Below are 17,714 nucleotides of genomic sequence, written 5' to 3' on the forward strand. Positions count from 1 at the left end.
ACCGATTAATTACCAATCCAAACCAGGCTGCTTCAACAGAACACCACCTTTGGCCTGCTCTACCATATTTTGCACATCTTTCAATAAAGCCTTGGCATCGTATACAATCCCATCTTTTACCGTGTATTTCACCCCACCCACTCGAATTGGAGTGTTAGTATCATCTATGCGAATTGCCCCTGTACCATAAAGCACCTTTAAGTTTTGTAGTGGATTCTCCTCCAAAATCACGAAATCAGCCAATTTACCGACTTCTACTGTCCCGATTTCTTTATCCATTCCCAAAGCCTCGGCACCATACATCGTCGCTGATCTGATTACCTCTAAAGGATGGAAGCCTGCCTCTCTTAAAAGTTCTAACTCCCGGATATATGCGAAACCATAAAGCTGATAGATAAACCCTGAGTCAGAACCTGCGGTCACACGACCTCCACGATTTTTATATTCATTGATAAAGGTCATCCAGAGTCTATAATTCTCCTTCCACTGCAGCTCTTCCTCAGTAGTCCAGTCAAACCAATACGAACCATGGGACTGACGGCTTGGCTGATAAAATTTCCATAGAGAAGGAAGCGTATAAACAGAATGCCATTCGGCGGTTCTCGCACGCATTAGATCTCTATTCGCCTCATAAATATTAAAAGTAGGGTCAAGGGTAAAATCAAGTGCCAGTAATTCATTCATCACAGCATTCCAATGATCCGAATAAGGTGCTGCAGCTTGTTTCCAAAGCTTTCCGGCTTCACCGAAGCGGTGTTGTTCATTCTGGTAATTGTAATCCAATCTAAAGTCTTGAATGGTTCTATCTTCAAAAAGCGCCTCAGGAAGTCCATACCAATGTTCCATAGAAGTCAACCCTGCACGGGCAGAATTAAGCACATTCCATCGCGCTACATCCAGCTGCTGATGGTGCATGGCAGAACGAAGGCCTAGTTTTTTGTTTTCCGAAATAGCCGCTTGCATCACTTCAGGATTTGCTCCAAAGAACTTGATTCCATCTGCTCCCTTGTCTTTGTTGGATTGGACCCAAGCTTTTGCCTGAGCAGCAGTAGTGATCGACTCCGAGGCCCCTTGCCCGAAGGCAGTATAGGCCAAAAGTCTAGGAGCTGTTATTTCATTTGCTTGCGATCTTTTCTTCTCAGACAAAACCCAGTCCAGGCCATTCCCGGTCGAGGGATCCCGCACTGTAGTAATTCCATGAGCCATCCAAAGTTTATAGACGTACTCTGCTGGAGTGCCTTGGCCTCTACCGCCGATATGCCCGTGCATATCTATAAATCCAGGAAGCAAATAATGACCTTCCAAATCATATTCCTTGTCACCAGGCTCTGCTTTAGGTCTTCTTCCTTCTGAAATAGGCAATCCAGGATAGCCTACCACTTGGATAGCAGCAATCCTATTATTTTCTACAACGATATCTACTGGTCCAATTGGCGGTGCCCCGGTACCATCGACTAGGGTTACACCTCGAAGAATAAGCCTTCCATACGGTCCATCTCCTTCATTTCGATCTGGGGCTGGCTCGATTTGAGCTTGCGTAGAAAAGATAAGACAAAAACAAAATGTGCTGAGTAATAAGAGTCTTTTGATCATTGAGTTTGGTGGTGTTTGGAATATAAGTTAGGATAAAAAGTCAATACAAAAAACGTCTTTCCGGTGAGCCGAAAACAAAAAAGCCTCTCGACAAAGGAGAGGCTTCAAATTTGAAGATGAGTGGTTTACATATCACCGAGCTTATCCATCATTTCTTCGGAAATTCCAGTGAATGAGTACCCTCCATCATGGAAGAGGTTTTGCATAGTCACCATTCTGGTCAAGTCAGAGAACATGGTCACGATATAATCGGCACAAGACTCAGCTGATGCATTTCCCAAGGGAGAAAGGGATTCGGCGAAGTTGAAGAAGGAATCAAAACCTCCAATTCCAGTTCCGGCTGTAGTTTTGGTTGGGGATTGTGAGATGGTATTCACTCGTACTTTTTTGGCCTTGCCAAATCTGTACCCATAACCCCGAGCGATACTCTCCAGTAAAGCCTTGGCATCCGCCATGTCAGTATAAAATGGAAAAATTCGTTGTGCGGCGATATACGAAAGGCCTACGATAGAAGCCCATTCGTTCATGACATCTTTCTTTTCAGCCACTTGCATCATTTTATGAAAGGAAATAGCCGACACATCATAAGATTTCATCGCCCAGTCATAATTAAGATCTCCGTAGGATCTCCCCTTTCGGATGTTTGGAGACATTCCAATTGAGTGAAGCAAAAAGTCAAAGTTTCCGCCTAAAAACTCTTTTGCCTCATCATAAAGCTTTTCAATATCTTCCAAACTTGTAGCATCCGCTGGGATTACAATGGTGTTACACTCCTGTGCGAGCTCATTGATGGCACCCATTCGCATGGCAATTGGGGCATTGGTTAGCACAAATTTAGCTCCTTGTTCTTTGGCTTTTATCGCAGTTTTCCAAGCGATTGAATTTTCGTCCAATGCGCCGGTGATGATTCCTACTTTTCCTTCAAGCAAATTCTGAGGCATAGTGATTCTTTTTTTGGGTAAAAATTTGTGTAAAAATAGACTTTTTTCCTGACTCAGGAAGGATCTGAAAGCAAAGTGCTAGATCGCGCTACTCAAAAGCTCTTTGGCACTTCGTATTGCAGAATCCGATGGACTTGCACCCGCAATCATTTTGGCGAGCTCAAGAACACGTTCGTCAGCCTTCAATTCGCGGATTTTACTAATTGTTTTTTCCTCTGTATCATCTTTGAAGACAAAGAAATGTGCGTCTCCTTGACCTGCAACTTGAGGGAGGTGAGTGATACAAATGATCTGATGATTTGCAGCCATTTCTTTCATCATCTTCACGAGCTGCAAGGCAACTTCGCCAGAAATCCCTGTATCAATTTCATCAAAAATAAGCGTTGGGAGTGCCATTTTATCCGCCATGATATACTTGATGGCAAAGAGCAATCTGGAGAATTCCCCACCTGACGCTACTTTCTTCAGGGGTTGAAGTGCGGTACCTTTATTGGCTGTAAATAGAAACTCCACCGAGTCCAGTCCAGAGTCACTTGGTTTTATTCCCTGATGCTCAATTTTCACTTGCGCATTTTCGATCGCTAGTTGGGTCAGAATGGACTTCAGTTGCTTTTCGAATTCGGGGAATCCAGACTTTCTTTTTTCAGTAAGAAGCTTACCTGCCGCTTGCATCTCCTTTTCTTTAGCTTGAAATGCTCGCTCAGCAACATCAATACTCTCATCCAAGTTTTGAACTTGAAAAACTTTATCTGCTAGCTCCTGCTCCAAGGCCATCAATGCCTCCACAGAGTCCAGTCCATGTTTCTTCTGCAATTGATATATTTTGCTCAAGCGATCTCGAATCTCTTCAAGGCTGTCCACATCCAAATCCATGGACGAAAAATCATCTTCAAGATTTTCTTCGATGTCCTTAAACTCTAAAAACAGGCTTTTGAAACGCTCCTGAAGAGCTGAAAACTTATTCCCAAGTCCAGCCAATTGATTGAATGCCTGAGCGATGCTCGCCATTCCTTGCCCTACTCCATATTCCTCATTTTGAGCTAAAAGAAGGATTTCCTGAATTTTAGCTTTAATCTCCTCACTATTTTCAAGGAGTTCGAGCTCCTCTTCTAATGATTCCTGCTCCCCGCTTTTTAGCACCAGCGCCGAAAGCTCGTTCAGCTGGAACTCGTTAAAGTCTGCTTCTTTCTTCAGCTCGAAAGCTTCTTGCTTGAGTTTTTCTAAGGCTTTTTTAGCCTGAATATACTCCTTGAAAATTTTTTGATAGGTCGCCTTTTCAGAGTGACTTCCAGCAAATGCATCCACCAGGGCTAATTGATAAGACCCTTCTCCCAACTTCAGCGTATCATGCTGCGAATGCACATCCATCAAGACCTCTCCGAGCGAACGAAGCGTATCGAGTAGAACAGGAGTATCGTTGACAAAGGATCGGGATTTGCCAGACGGGCTTATTTCCCTACGAATAATGCATTGATCTTCATAATCTAGATCCGAATTCTTGAAGAAATCATTCAACCCATAATCCTCGATTTGGAACACACCTTCAACTACGCATTTCTGATCAGAAAAAAGCAAAACCTTGGTATCCGCCCGATTTCCCATTAGCAAGCCGAGGGCTCCCAGCATAATGGATTTTCCAGCTCCAGTTTCACCCGTAATCATATTCAACTTTGCCGAAGGCGAAAGCTCCAAATCATCGATCAGGGCATAGTTCTTTATGAAAAGCGATTTGAGCATAGGTCAAAGTTAAAATTAACCTTCAAGAAGGTCATTATACTTCCTGGCATTATTCGGGTCTACTTCAAGCAATAATTCGACAGCCTCGGATCTCAATTCGAAAGATGCATTTTTCAACACCTGAGCGATTTCATCACTTTTGGCATCCATAAATGAAATCGTAAAAATCCCGTTTGGTTGCGTTTCATTAGCTTCGGCCAGAATCCGGATTGCTTCCAAAATATTATTGTAAGCTTGGTCTTCATCAATCAACAAAATATCCATCCCTTGACGATGATAGAGGTAATAGGCATCACGGATTTTACCAAAAACAGAAGAGGTGTAAATATCATTGATCAGCCAGTAGCGGTTTCTTCGATCGGTGGCACTCTGCCCCCATCCTGGTCTACCGGATTGCTGGGCGTTGTTTACGATGTCATTGGCTATTTCAAAATATGGATTACCTCCACGGCTTTCGAAAGAATCATAATCAATTCCTAATGCGATATGGGCATAGAAAGCGAGAAGAGATGTGATATTATTTAAATACGTAAATCGATTGAACTCTAGAGGCTGAGAATCTAGGTACTGGAAATTCCAATTTCGATCTGCGAAATTAAAAGTGAGTGATTCATAATTGGTACCGTAAATGGGTCGTAAAACCTGTATCTGAACCGTGGCATTGTAGGTACCTACCTGCGGCACATCTCCAATGGTGATCAGCAAATTCCCTCTGATTCGCTCCTCAGGTCTATATTCATCCCCTGTCCAAGATCGGCCGTTTAAAAATTGCTCAAAACTAGATTTCATCTGGTTGAAGACATCCGTATTTTGGATTCTTGACCGTTCAGCGTTTATGGTAACGGTGAAATTTAACTCCTGAGCAAAGGACTTGAAACCTAGAACTAGAAGGAAAAATACAAGCAATAGTTTTTTCATTTGAATAAAAATAAGGAATAATCCACTCCTCATATCCAAACGGGAACATTTTTGATTTCGTCTAGAATCAATTCTGCAATTTGAGATTTTGGGAGCAACTCAGACTCCGATGAAAGACCAGAAGCATGGATGATGGAGACCTTATTGGTATCTATCTGAAAACCTGCACCTTCATCTCTCAAGGAGTTCAAGACGATGAGATCAAAGTTCTTTTTGGTTAATTTCTGCTTCGCAAAACGACTTTCATTTTCGGTTTCCAAAGCAAACCCTACATGAATTTGATGGGCACTTTTGGCTTTGCCCAAAGTCAAAGCAATGTCCACATTTTTAGTCAACGTCAGCTCTAGCTTTGAGCTAGATTTTTTGATTTTTTGGGGAGCAACCTCGGCAGGTTTGTAGTCAGCAACTGCCGCCGCAAAAACACAAATGTCCATCTGTGCATGAATTGTTTGACAGGCTTCAAACATCTCCTGAGCTGATTTTACCTGAGTAGTATTGACCTCCTTTGGAAAAGTCAATTTGGTGGGACCAGAAACAGCATACACTTCCGCCCCTCTTGCTAGAAAAGCCTTTACGATGGCCATTCCCATTTTCCCACTAGAATGATTGCTAATGAATCGGACTGGGTCAATAGCTTCTTGAGTAGGACCCATAGTTATAAGTACCTTTTTACCCGCAAAGTCTTTGCTTTTGGAAAAATAATCCGAAACCGCCTGCAAAATATGCTCCGGCTCCATCATTCTACCCTGACCTGAAAGCCCACTGGCTAATTCACCCGTTTCAGCATCCAATACGATATGACCAAAAGCTTTCATTTTTGCCAAAGAATTTTGTACCGCAGGATGCTGATACATATCTAAATCCATGGCAGGAGCCAGCATCACAGGACATCTCGCAGAGAGGTAAACCGCAGTTAAAAGGTTATCACAGGATCCATGCGCAAATTTGGAGAGGGTATTCGCTGATAGAGGTGCTACCAGCATCAAGTCCGCCCAAAGACCTAGATCCACGTGGTTGTTCCAAGTACCGGTCTCATCTTTTTGAAATTTACTCAGTACAGGACGCTTGGATAGGGTAGCTAAGGTGAGAGGGGTAATAAAATCAAAAGCAGAAGTGGTCATAACGACTTGCACTTCTGCTCCTGCTTTTACTAAAAGTCTGATCAGAAAAGCTGACTTGTACGCTGCGATACTCGCAGTGACTCCAAGTAGGACTCGCTTTCCTTTAAGACTCATATTATTATTTTTCTTCTACTTCAGGAAATCTGAAATAAATTTTTCCTTCCATGAACTCTTCCATCGCCATAGTAGTCGGCTTAGGCATTCTTTCATAGAATTTAGAAATTTCGATTTGCTCCTTGTTTTCAAACACTTCCTCAAGGTTGTCAACGGTAGATGCAAACTCAGAAAGCTTAGTATTCAATTCTTCCTTAAGGGAAGAAGAGATTTGCTTTGCTCTATTGCCTACCACGTGGAGAGATTCGTAAATGTTTCCAGTCACGTTAGCTACCTTATCTAGATCTCTTGTGATAATTGATGGATTAACTGCCATAGTATATGCTTTAGTGTTATTTATTCTCGTCTGTTTTTTCTTTTGCTATTGCTGCAGCCTCTTGCTCTGCACGTCGGTTAGCAATTTCTGCCACCAATTCTTGATGCTTATTCAGTTCTTGGATAGCCTCTTCTTCAAATCCCTTCACCTTTCCAATGAAGCCAGAATTGGGATATTTCCTGTAGAAAGCACTGGCAAAGCCAATTGCATCTTTGAGCCTTTCTTCCTTTTTATTGAAAACGCTGTTTTCGGCATACCCCGTGCTAACCTCGACTAGTTTATAAGCCAATTCCTCATTGTGTTCGCTTTCTGGGTAGTCTTTGGTGAAATTCTGGAAATTGATAATACAAGCCCGATAAAAGTCTCCAGGATACAAACCATCTTTTAATCTGTAGTACATGGAAGCTTCCTGGTATGCCTTCTCTTCAAATCGATCCTCAAGCGTATTCAACATATCCATCGCTCGCTCATAACTAGCTGAGCTGGGGAATCGAGTTACAAATTGCTGAATGGCTGCTACTGCTTCTTGAGAACTTTGCTGATCCAAATTATAATCAGGTGAATCCAAGAACAAGGAATACGCATTCATAAAAAGCGCTTCTTCCGCTAAAGGGCTTCGATTGTAGGTTCGATAGAAGTTGCTGAAATACCCAGCTGCCTCGATATATCGCTTCGTTTTGAAGTGACAGTTGGCGTAGTTATACTCTGCCAATTCTGCCTTTTCACTACCCTTAATTACTGGCAAAACCTTATCGTAAAGAATGATCGCCTTGTTATATTCACCTTCTTGGTAGTACTTGTTTGCACCATTGTACAACTCCTCCCAGTTGGTACTTTTCTCCAGCTTTGAGAAGGGCCCACAGGAAGTGAAGAGTAAAAAAACTGCTAAAAGACTGTATGAAAGTAAGCGCATGGTAGTTTTCAAGACCGCAAATATACGGGTTTTTCTTTGGATTCAAATGAAATTCAATGGTGTGGTACTCTCACTATTTCTTCACGACGAGCTTTTTGGTGACTACATTTTTGTTGTCAACGAATAGTGTGTAGAAATATACTCCAGGATTGAAGTCTGAAACATTGATAAGTAAGGTATTTCTTTCTGGATCAAGAGTGTAGGACTGAATAGGATTACCAATGAAACTATTAATGGCAATTCTAGCTTTTACATCCTGATCTTTTATTTCATAATCTATTTGCGCGATTCTTTGCGATGGATTCGGGTACACATCCGTGATGGAGATAGCATCATGTGTGAAACCCTCCTCTGCGAGGGTCGGACCTTTGACATCATACTTTGCTTCAACGACAAAAGCCTCACGAATATTTTTCTCGTTCACAAAGAAAAGATCAAAACTGCCTCTTGTCTCCATGATCCCCATTTCAAACTCGAGGTACATATCAGTCATGATTTCGCCAGGGGCAAGATTAATCTTAATCTTAGCTAAATCTCTTTTCGAGTCAAAGCAATTATCACCTATACAAATTTTGACGTTTTGAGAAGACCCTATATTTCCTCTCAGATTTTTCAAGAAATACGTTTGAGATTGATCAGTTTCGTTATGAAGAATGATGGTTTTACGTTGTGATTGGTTGATATCCCCACGAAAATCTATCTCCTCACTCAGGACCTTAACTTCCTGTGCTGCCACGAATAGCGACAGCCCTAGCAAGAGCCAAGTAAAAATAGTGAGAAACTTTTTCATGTAGAATTTTAATCTATACGCCTTCAGTTGATTGAAACTGTGATTAATATACGCACAAAATTAGAATCAAGGTTCCCTTTTTCGGTTAATTTCCGGTTAATTGATGTTAACCATTAAAAATTTTTCTCGAACCTATTCGTTACCCTTTTGCTTCAAAGGCCTTAAATTTTTGGGCCTCAGGATTTTGTCAGGGAAATAACCCTTTTCACGAAGAGAATTTTGTATTTCATCATCCGTTGGCATTCGGATTTTCACCTCGGGAACATCAAAAAGATTTTCTGCATTTAAATCAATTTCTTCGGGCTTGCGCCAATCATCAATATCAGCTCTCGTTGGTTTTTCTTCCACGCGCCATACAAAGTCATCCAATCTGGAGTTTTCATCATTTACAGATTGAACGGGTATAAATCTCCCATCGGGTTTGATGTTGTACATCATCTTGCGAATAGCTCCATCCTCGAAATCCATTCGAATGGTGGCACTTAAGGTCACATTAACCCCTTGAGTTAAGGAATCCGCTTCAAGCAGGTAATAGAGCGACTCAGCATTGCCATCTATTTGCAAGCGGGAAATATTTCCTTCGGAAAAATACCCAGTCATCTTCCTGCCCTTCATTTGATTAAAATTCAGAAGAGTGTCCTGAGCGATAGCAAAGGCCTTTTCCTTCATAATGACACGATCCAGATTCTCCTCCTTCAGGTAAAAAATCATGCTGTCCGAGGTGATTTGGCTTTTTTCATTCCAGAGAACCGGGTCCGTAAACAACTGTATTGTGGAATCTGAAAAATTATAACTCAGCGAATCTGAACGGGAGGAAACGTCTGACTTGACTAGACGAACATTTCTAAAAGCCGTGAGGTAGTTCAGGGAATCCACTTCATTATCGATAGAAATCAAGCTATCTGAAACCATGAATAGGGTGTCTTGCTCAAAATACTTCCGAACCAAAGCATTCCCATAGACTTTACTGAATTTTCGCTCCTCGTAATACTCACCTTTATCCCCATAAATTTCTACCTCTCGCTCCTTGTTGAGAACTTGCACATTGCCCTTGCCCTCATAGTACATTTTGACCTCGTCATAAAAAAGCTCCTCTGCCTTCACTCGACTCGTCTCAGTATCTACTATCCCCTCATAAAATCTAAACTGCTTCTGCTGAGTCTCATAAAAGCTTCCTTTATGTGCGTCCAATGTATTCCCTTCTTTGGAGACCAAATTCGTCAAGCCTTTGGTCTCAGCAGTTTTTGGGATGGTGAGATAGACCAGATAATTTGTCTTCATCGTGTAGTCTGGATTGACCAGAATCACGTCATTGATGAAGGTGATCCGCTCCAAGGACACCTCATATAGTCCTTTTTCGCTGGTCAGCACATTAGTAGAATCGACCACACGGCCGTCATTGAAGTAATTGGCAATATTTGTGGCTCGATTATAATCCAGGAACTCTGTGTACAAGGTAGTCTCCTGATTGGTAAATACCACTTGATTCCTCAGTTTGGCAATTTTGGTATTCCCGTCGTATTCCGCATACCTACTGGTGGTTACGATGGGATCATCGGTGTCAATTATTCGCACATTCCCGAAAAGTTTGGCTTTATTTTCAGCTCTAAAAAAATGCGCTGAATCACAATAAATCAGAGAACTCTGATGCTTCATTTCTACACTACCTAGAAGCCGCTCAAACCCATCTGCTCCACGCAAAAGATCTGCCTTTTTGATCTCCAAAAGATTTTGCTGTGCCCATAGATCCACCCTGACAAAAATGAAAAGAAGAGAAAACAGAAAGAAGAAATGTCGAGCCATAGGATGCCGGTGATGCGCAAAATTAGCAGAAAATGATATTTTTGATCAATGATCGAAGCATTTATACGGCATATCCAAGAGAAGAGTCTTATTGATCCTGATAAAAGGTATCTTTTAGCCTGCAGTGGGGGTTTGGATAGCATGTGTTTGGCTCACCTTTTAGAAAAATCGGGAGTCTCTTTTGACATTGCCCATGTCAATTTTCAATTACGCGGAACAGAAAGCGATCAAGACGAATTATTTGTTCAGGATTTTGCAGCACGAAAAAGCATTCCTTTTCATCTCAAAAAAGCCCAAACCAAAGACTATGTAGAAAGCCACAAGGTCTCGATGCAAGAAGCCGCCCGTGATCTTCGCTATGCGTTTTTTGAGCAAATTCTGGCCCAGCAAAACCTTGCCGCCGTACTCGTAGCACATCATCAAGACGATCAGATTGAGACGATATTTCTAAACCTCCTCCGTGGAACCGGAATAGAAGGTATCTCAGGAATGTCTGATCAACGTGGACAAATTATCCGACCACTACTTCCCTTTTCAAGAGAGGAGATTGAGGGTTTTGCAAGATCGGAAGGACTGTCTTGGCGTGAAGATTCGTCCAATGAAAAAACAGATTACCTGCGCAATAAGCTTCGTCACCAAATGCTGCCAAATCTAATGGATATGAAAGAAGATTCCAGACAAAATCTGTTAGCAAGCTTTGATCGGATCCGAGATACGGGCAGAGCGTTTGCTAGTCTTTTCGAAGAGTGGACTTCACGTTATAGCAAGGAGATGGATGGGATTTTCTCATTGGAGATTCAGGCATTGAAGCAATATTCTGGCTCGCAGTCCCTCCTATTTTATTGGCTGAGGCAGTTTGGATTCAATTCGGATCAAAGCAAAAACATTCACCATGCAGCGATTTTAGGGAACTCTGGGAAAATCTTCGAGTCTCGCGAGTATCTGGCCAATGTCGATCGTGAAGATATTTTGGTGTGCAAAAAAGAGATGGAGTTTACTCCTCTCGAATTGGGTATCTCTGACATTGAGCTAAATCTCGGAAACGAGAGCTATTCCATTATCCACAGCCAACCCGGTGATTTCATCGACAAAAACTCCAGTAATGCCATGCTTGATTTTGATCTACTGAGCTTTCCCTTAGAGATCAGAACTTGGCAACTAGGCGACAGATTCAATCCCCTAGGGATGAGCCAGGAAAAAAAAGTGAGTGACTTTCTGATAGATTTAAAAATTCCATTTATTAAAAAAGCACCAGTGAAAGTTGTACTTTCCGCAGGTAAAATCGCTTGGATAATAGGCCATCGAATTGCGGACTGGGCGAAAACCACCGCAGGCACCCGAAAGATTTTTTACCTCAAAAAAAATTGAACATGCAAAACCCTTTTTCCAAAACCTTCTCTGATCAAGACTTAGAAACTTTCAAGTTTCTATCCTCCATCAAACTTTTTGAGCGACTTCGAAACAAAGAGATGGCGCGCTTTCTATCCGCATTAAATTCCAGAAAATACGAAAATAATGAGGTGGTTTTTTTCAGTAAAGACCCTAGCCAGGCACTGTATCTGATTAAGCGAGGAAAGGTACAATTGACCATAGACATCAAGGACAATTTTGAAACTATTCTAGAGGTCGAAAAGGGCGATTTCTTTGGAGAAAACTCCCTGCTAGAGAATGCGAAGCGGACTTACACCGCGATCGTTCAGTCTGAGGATGCTGATTTGCTGGTGATTCCTCACTTTGCCATCCAAGAAATTTTTGATAGCAATCCAAAGATCAAGGCCAAAATGATGTCCTCATTGGCGGAATATTACAATGAAAACAACCAGAGACTATTCCGATCCTATCGAGAGTCTTTCGGCTTTTTCCGACTCAGACAAATGTTTGAATAAATCCAGCATTCACATTTTTTCACCCCAATCATATCCTGATTTAAGTTTCTATTCTGCCCGACGTTTAATAACTTAGCGCAGCTTTTTTTAATCAAATCAATTTTAAAAAAATACAATCTACCATGAGCAAAGTAACCGTAGTAGGAGCAGGAAATGTGGGAGCCACTTGTGCCGACGTTTTGGCCTACCGAGAGATCGCAGAAGAAATCGTCCTTGTGGACATCAAAGAAGGCGTAGCCGAAGGGAAAGCGCTGGATATTTGGCAAAAAGCCCCTATCAATCAATACGATAGCCGTACTGTGGGTAGCACTGCGGACTACAGCAAAACAGCAAATTCTGATGTAGTGGTAATTACATCCGGACTACCAAGAAAGCCAGGTATGACCAGAGATGACCTGATCGAGACCAACGCCGGTATTGTAAAGTCAGTAACTGAGCAAGTGATCCAGCACTCTCCAAATGCCATCATCATTATCGTTTCCAATCCATTGGACGTGATGACTTACCAAGCACACTTGACTTCTAAATTCCCAAGAAACAAAGTGATGGGTATGGCTGGAATCTTGGATACAGCTAGATATCGCGCATTTATTGCAGAAGCATTAAACGTGTCACCAAAAGAAATTCAGGCCATCTTGATGGGAGGTCACGGAGATACAATGGTGCCATTACCGAGATATACTACGGTTGCAGGTATTCCAGTGACTGAGTTGATCGAAAAAGATAAGCTTGATGCAATCATTGAGCGTACCAAATTTGGTGGTGGGGAATTGGTAAAATTGATGGGTACTTCAGCATGGTATGCACCAGGATCCGCCGCTGCACAAATGGTAGAAGCTATTTTGAAAAATCAGCGACGAGTATTCCCAGTTTGTATCAAACTTGATGGTGAGTACGGAATTGATGACTGTTACCTTGGTGTGCCAGTAATTCTCGGCAAAAACGGAATTGAAAAAGTAATCGAGCTAGATCTGAATGCTGAAGAAAAAGCACTTCTCGAGACTTCTCGAGGCCATGTAAAAGAAGTAATGGCCGTTTTGGATAAGCTTTCGAGCTAATTCCACCTAAATAGCAAGTAAAGACCTAAGACATCAAAGCCTAGCAACGAAGTCTTAGGTCTTATTTTTGCATACTAATCTGAGCACAAAAAATAAAGCGTGAAAATCTGGAAAAGTATCACTGTCCTAATTCTTCTAGCTGCTCTTGTAGCAGGCGGGATTTGGGTTTTTCAAAATTATTTTTCTTCAAAAAAGATCAACAACCTCGAGCTGATCAGCCAAGAGGCCATTTTTGTTTTTGAATCATACAATGCCGCTGAAACTTGGAATGACATGGCCGCAGCGGAGGCACACCCCTTACTTCTCAATTTTCCACCATTTCAAAAACTAGGCAATCAGCTTTTTATACTGGATAGCCTTCTTGGTTCTCAAGGTGCTCTCGCCAGAGAACTCAACGGTACACAAACTACCGTCAGCTTTCACCCGCTGGGTAAGGAAAGTTTTGACCTGCTTTTCATGATCAATCTTCGTGAAGGAAGCGCCCAATCTCTTATTGAGGATATCCAGTCTCGGCTTTCGGGTGGGGAGCGATTCCAAGCACGAACGTACAGCGGGCAAGAGATTCTTGAGCTATTCGATGGGGAAAATGAACGGATCTGGTCAGTCGCATTTCTCGATGATCTAGTGCTGATTTCTGCATCTTCCTTCTTGGTCGAAGAAGCGATTCGATTTCATGAAAATGGAGAATTATTAGATTTCAGTGACTACTTCAGTTCTGAAATTCTTGCAGAAAAATCACATAGCAGACTCCTCCTTTCCAGCAGAGGTGTTGCCAATTTCCTCAAAGGTGTAAAGGGAATCACAGTAGACCCGGTGATTCAGAAATATGAACAATACCAAACGGGAATTGCCTTGAATCTAGAACTTCAAGACGATGAGCTTCTTTTTTCCGGGGAGATCACCCTCGATAATGGAGTGAACTTTACCCCTTCCATCCAAGCCAACTTGAACGAGGTATTAGACGCAATACCCTTGAGCACGACAGATCTCACTCAGATCAATCTGGAAAGTATCTATGAAACCCAAAAGCTAAAAAATCTGGCATTTACCCCTCGTGCGACTCTCGCTGCTCAGATAGATGTTGAGCTGCTTTCCAAAGGTTTTTTGGACACTTTTTACGGAGGCCTTTATTTGGTAAAGCTGGAAAAAATAGGTCCAGTACCTGTCAACCTTGGATTAATTGCCCGAAATGCAAATCCAGGCGCAGCCATTGAGTTGCTTAAAAATTATCAAAGTCAAGAAGGTGATATTGTCTCCGACTTTTACCGGGGCTATGAAATCATTTTGATTGATGAACAAAATTTCCCCTCCCATCTCTTCGAAGGGAAGTTTGTCGGCTTCAATCAATCCTGGATCACTGCTATTGGCAACATTCTAATTTTCACCAATAATCAGCAAAGCATGAAACTGATCTTGGATGAAATCGAAAATGGGGAGACCTGGGGTAAATCTGCACGTAAACACCCCATGCAGAGTATGCTCTCCGCAAGTTCTGGATTTAGCAAAATTGTACTGATGGATAAGGCTTGGGAAGCTTGGACCGAATCTGCCAGCCCCGCTTGGAGTAGCTATTTCCAAAGATACAGTGCTAGCTTTCAGCAGTTTTATGGATTTGCTTTTCGAGTCAATCAATATCCAGATCGTTTGGAAGCGACACTCACCTTTCCTTTTGGTGTGGCTAGTGAACCCGTGTCACAAACAGAGCCAAGCGGCATCAATCTTGAACCCACGAAGATAGTTAACCTTGAAAATAGGCTAATCTATGGTCCTAAGGCCATTCTCAATTATCAGGATCGCTCACAAGACATTGTCCTTCAAAACGACAAAAATGAAATAATTCTACTCAATTCAGCTGGAGAGATTGTCTATCAACTACCCTTAGATGGCCCAATCGTATCAGATGCATTTCAAGTAGATTACTATAAAAATGGTAAGCTGCAACTTCTTGTGGCAACACCTTCAAAGATCTATGGTATTGATCGACTGGGAAACCCGCTACCCAACTATCCGATTTCTCTTTCGGGTGAAAAAATCCGATCACTCAACCTGGTGGATTACAGCAATACCAAGGCATATCGATACTTCGTAAGCACCGAAGACGGCGATCTATACCTGCTCGATAAGACAGGTGAAAAGCTGGAAGGCTGGAACCCCAATGCTGTTGGAGCTCCTAGCACAGGGCCAGCTCGCCATGTCCGTGTTCCGAGAAAAGGAGATTATATGTTGGCATTTACTGAGCCAGGAGATTTGCACTTATTCGATCGCCGAGGCAATCGAAAAGTAGCAGAGCCGATCCGAATTGGTGAAGGATTCAAATCTCCCTTAGTGGTATTCAACAATCCTTTGAGCAATAGCATGGAGTTGGTAAATATTTCCAAGGATGGAGCCATCGTTCGGGTAAATTTCAATGGAGAAATAACTTATACCAACCAATTGGTGAAAGAGGATCGAGAGAGCGAATATCTGGTGGTACCAGATCAAGGAGAAAATGAATTCTTGATCGTCGGGAAGCAATTCAATAAGATTACCTTCAGAAATAGTCAGGAAGAAGAGCTCTTTACGATCAGCTCCTCCACAGAATCTTTCGAGGTGCAGTTCTTTAACTTTGGCTCCAAACGAAAAATCATTGTGGTGACAGACTTGATACAGGAATTTGCCTATCTCTATGACTTTGATGGTCAGCTCATGACCGCTTTACCATTAGAGAGCAGCGGAAAACTTGATATCGCTTTTGACTCAAGTGGACAGCAATACCTCATCAGAAGCGTCTCTGGATCCCAAATGAAAGAATATGCTTTGGCCCTCTAAGTTTTGAGGTCCTTTGGCTTATGGCTAACTTGCAAACTCAATCCAAAATCATGATGAACAAACTGAAAATCGTGCTTCTCAGCATACTGATTCTTTTCGTCCAAAGCGCATTTGCACAATTGGTATCAGACGATAATGCGCTGGAGGAGATGGATTATCAGGTGAATCTAACTTCCCCTTATCACACTACGCTCACCTACTTTTTTAACCTAGAGGATAATAACTACTATCCTGAAAGAGCGGCTCAGGCACTCAACTGGAAGGGTATGGAAGATGCTGATCAGGTAGATCTGACGATTAAACTCCAACAGATTTTTGAAGGAAAAGGAGTGGCTGTCAGGACTTCTCTTATTCCAAATGAACCAAATTACGTAGATAGCCTAGCAGGGGGAGAATCGGTATACTACTTTGATCGACAAAAGCTCCCGGGCATTTTCCTCGCCAAGCGCGGAGAAAGCTGGAAATTTTCAGCCTTTTCAGTAGCAGAAATCGATCGCTTGCACCGGCAAACTTACCCCTACGGCACGGCTAAGCTTCTGGACTTACTGCCCAAGATTGGGAATGACAAATACTTCGGACTGTACCTCTGGCAAATCGTCGGCTTAGGGATTCTGCTTCTATTTGTATTTATCATGCATTGGCTGTTCACGTTTCTGGTGGATCGAGGCTTACTGTACCTCATGGCCAGACTTGGGTACGGCAAAATGGGTGAGCAGTACCTTCTCCCAGTGGCAAAAGTCACGAGTATTTATTTTATCGTTCTTTTGCTATCCCTCTTTATCCGAGTGTTGCAGCTTCCCATCGAAATTTGGTCTTGGCTGGTCGTGATTTTCATGGTCTTGAAGCCTTTGCTTATCACAATCATTTTCTACAAAATAGTAGATGTAATCTCTGCCTATTTCGTCAACTTGGCCGCAAAGACTGAGTCTACGCTTGATGACCAGCTGGTTCCTTTGCTTCGCAAAACGCTCAAAGCATTTGTGGTGGTCATAGGAACTCTATTCATCCTAAGAGATGGATTAAACCTAGACATCATTCCATTCCTAACCGGACTCTCCATCGGTGGTGTAGCCATTGCTTTAGCGGCACAGGATACCATCAAAAATTTCTTTGGCTCCATCATGATCTTTATTGATCGGCCATTTCAAGTAGGACATTGGATCACTTCTGGTGAGGTAGATGGTACTGTCGAAGAGGTCGGATTTCGGTCCACACGTGTCCGCACTTTCAGAAATTCGGTGATGTATATCCCCAATGGCAAAATCGCTGATGCTACGGTGGATAATCATGGCTTGAGACAATATCGTCGGTTTTATACCACACTAACGATCACTTACGACACGCCTCCTGAACTCACGGAGCAGTTTGTCAAAGGCCTGCGGGAAATAGTACTAGCCCATCCGCATACGAGAAAAGACTATTTTAATATCTATTTCAATAACCTGTCATCCTATAGCCTAGACATCATGTTCTACGTGTTTTTCGAAGTGCCAACTTGGCCTTTGGAACTCCAATGCAGACACGAGCTTCTGATTCAAATTATGAAATTAGCAGAAACACTTGGGGTTCGATTTGCCTTCCCAACACAAACGCTACATATGGAATCCTTTCCTGAGAAAAAGGAGCTTTCCCCAGACTTCAGTCAAGAATCAGCGGCTAGCTACCAGCGGAAGCTAGGAGAGTTTATGCAAAAGGAATTGGGTAAAAAAGACTAGC

14 protein-coding genes are annotated in these 17,714 nt (G+C 42.4%); 5 read left to right on the forward strand and 9 right to left on the reverse strand.

What is annotated here, in order from left to right:
- Positions 1-9 precede the first annotated feature (9 nt).
- The 9 genes from ACFOSV_RS03815 to ACFOSV_RS03855 all read right to left on the reverse strand — a co-directional run bounded on the left by ACFOSV_RS03815 (position 10) and on the right by ACFOSV_RS03855 (position 10,246).
- Positions 10-1,593: an amidohydrolase family protein gene (locus tag ACFOSV_RS03815; RefSeq protein ID WP_377903572.1), complete on the reverse strand. Its 1,584-nt coding sequence runs from the start codon at positions 1,591-1,593 to the stop codon at positions 10-12.
- A gap of 125 nt (positions 1,594-1,718) precedes the next feature.
- Positions 1,719-2,534, reverse strand: a complete 816-nt coding sequence (locus ACFOSV_RS03820; RefSeq protein WP_377903574.1) for an enoyl-ACP reductase FabI — start codon at positions 2,532-2,534, stop codon at positions 1,719-1,721.
- A gap of 78 nt (positions 2,535-2,612) precedes the next feature.
- Positions 2,613-4,271: a DNA repair protein RecN gene (gene recN, locus ACFOSV_RS03825; RefSeq protein WP_377903576.1), complete on the reverse strand. Its 1,659-nt coding sequence runs from the start codon at positions 4,269-4,271 to the stop codon at positions 2,613-2,615.
- Positions 4,272-4,286: 15 nt separating this feature from the next.
- Positions 4,287-5,189, reverse strand: a complete 903-nt coding sequence (gene porD, locus ACFOSV_RS03830) for a type IX secretion system protein PorD (RefSeq protein WP_377903578.1) — start codon at positions 5,187-5,189, stop codon at positions 4,287-4,289.
- A 29-nt stretch (positions 5,190-5,218) separates the two neighbouring features.
- The gene (coaBC, locus tag ACFOSV_RS03835; RefSeq protein WP_377903580.1) at positions 5,219-6,424 is read right to left on the reverse strand and encodes a bifunctional phosphopantothenoylcysteine decarboxylase/phosphopantothenate--cysteine ligase CoaBC; all 1,206 of its coding nucleotides are present in this window, start codon (positions 6,422-6,424) and stop codon (positions 5,219-5,221) included.
- 4 nt (positions 6,425-6,428) lie between these two features.
- Positions 6,429-6,740, reverse strand: a complete 312-nt coding sequence (locus ACFOSV_RS03840) for a DNA-directed RNA polymerase subunit omega (RefSeq protein ID WP_377903582.1) — start codon at positions 6,738-6,740, stop codon at positions 6,429-6,431.
- A 16-nt stretch (positions 6,741-6,756) separates the two neighbouring features.
- A complete protein-coding gene (locus ACFOSV_RS03845; protein WP_377903584.1) occupies positions 6,757-7,653 on the reverse strand; it encodes an outer membrane protein assembly factor BamD in 897 nt (298 codons plus the stop codon).
- 73 nt (positions 7,654-7,726) lie between these two features.
- Positions 7,727-8,443, reverse strand: coding sequence for a T9SS type A sorting domain-containing protein (locus tag ACFOSV_RS03850; RefSeq protein ID WP_377903586.1), 717 nt, complete (start codon positions 8,441-8,443; stop codon positions 7,727-7,729).
- Positions 8,444-8,575: 132 nt separating this feature from the next.
- Complete coding sequence (locus ACFOSV_RS03855) at positions 8,576-10,246, reverse strand: OstA-like protein (RefSeq protein WP_377903588.1); 1,671 nt, start codon at positions 10,244-10,246, stop codon at positions 8,576-8,578.
- Between the two features lie 48 nt (positions 10,247-10,294).
- Between ACFOSV_RS03855 and tilS the strand changes: the two genes are divergently transcribed.
- From tilS to ACFOSV_RS03880, 5 genes are all read left to right on the forward strand, one after another.
- A complete protein-coding gene (gene tilS, locus ACFOSV_RS03860) occupies positions 10,295-11,614 on the forward strand; it encodes a tRNA lysidine(34) synthetase TilS (protein WP_377903590.1) in 1,320 nt (439 codons plus the stop codon).
- Positions 11,615-11,616: 2 nt separating this feature from the next.
- Positions 11,617-12,132, forward strand: coding sequence for a Crp/Fnr family transcriptional regulator (locus ACFOSV_RS03865; RefSeq protein ID WP_377903592.1), 516 nt, complete (start codon positions 11,617-11,619; stop codon positions 12,130-12,132).
- Between the two features lie 122 nt (positions 12,133-12,254).
- Positions 12,255-13,190 (forward strand): malate dehydrogenase, encoded by a 936-nt coding sequence (gene mdh / locus ACFOSV_RS03870; protein WP_377903594.1) that lies wholly within the window; start codon positions 12,255-12,257, stop codon positions 13,188-13,190.
- A 99-nt stretch (positions 13,191-13,289) separates the two neighbouring features.
- Positions 13,290-15,998 (forward strand): hypothetical protein, encoded by a 2,709-nt coding sequence (locus ACFOSV_RS03875; RefSeq protein ID WP_377903596.1) that lies wholly within the window; start codon positions 13,290-13,292, stop codon positions 15,996-15,998.
- A gap of 50 nt (positions 15,999-16,048) precedes the next feature.
- A complete protein-coding gene (locus ACFOSV_RS03880; RefSeq protein ID WP_377903598.1) occupies positions 16,049-17,713 on the forward strand; it encodes a mechanosensitive ion channel family protein in 1,665 nt (554 codons plus the stop codon).
- Position 17,714: the final 1 nt, after the last annotated feature.

The sequence above is a fragment of the Algoriphagus namhaensis genome (assembly GCF_042649705.1).
Lineage (GTDB): Bacteria > Bacteroidota > Bacteroidia > Cytophagales > Cyclobacteriaceae > Algoriphagus > Algoriphagus namhaensis.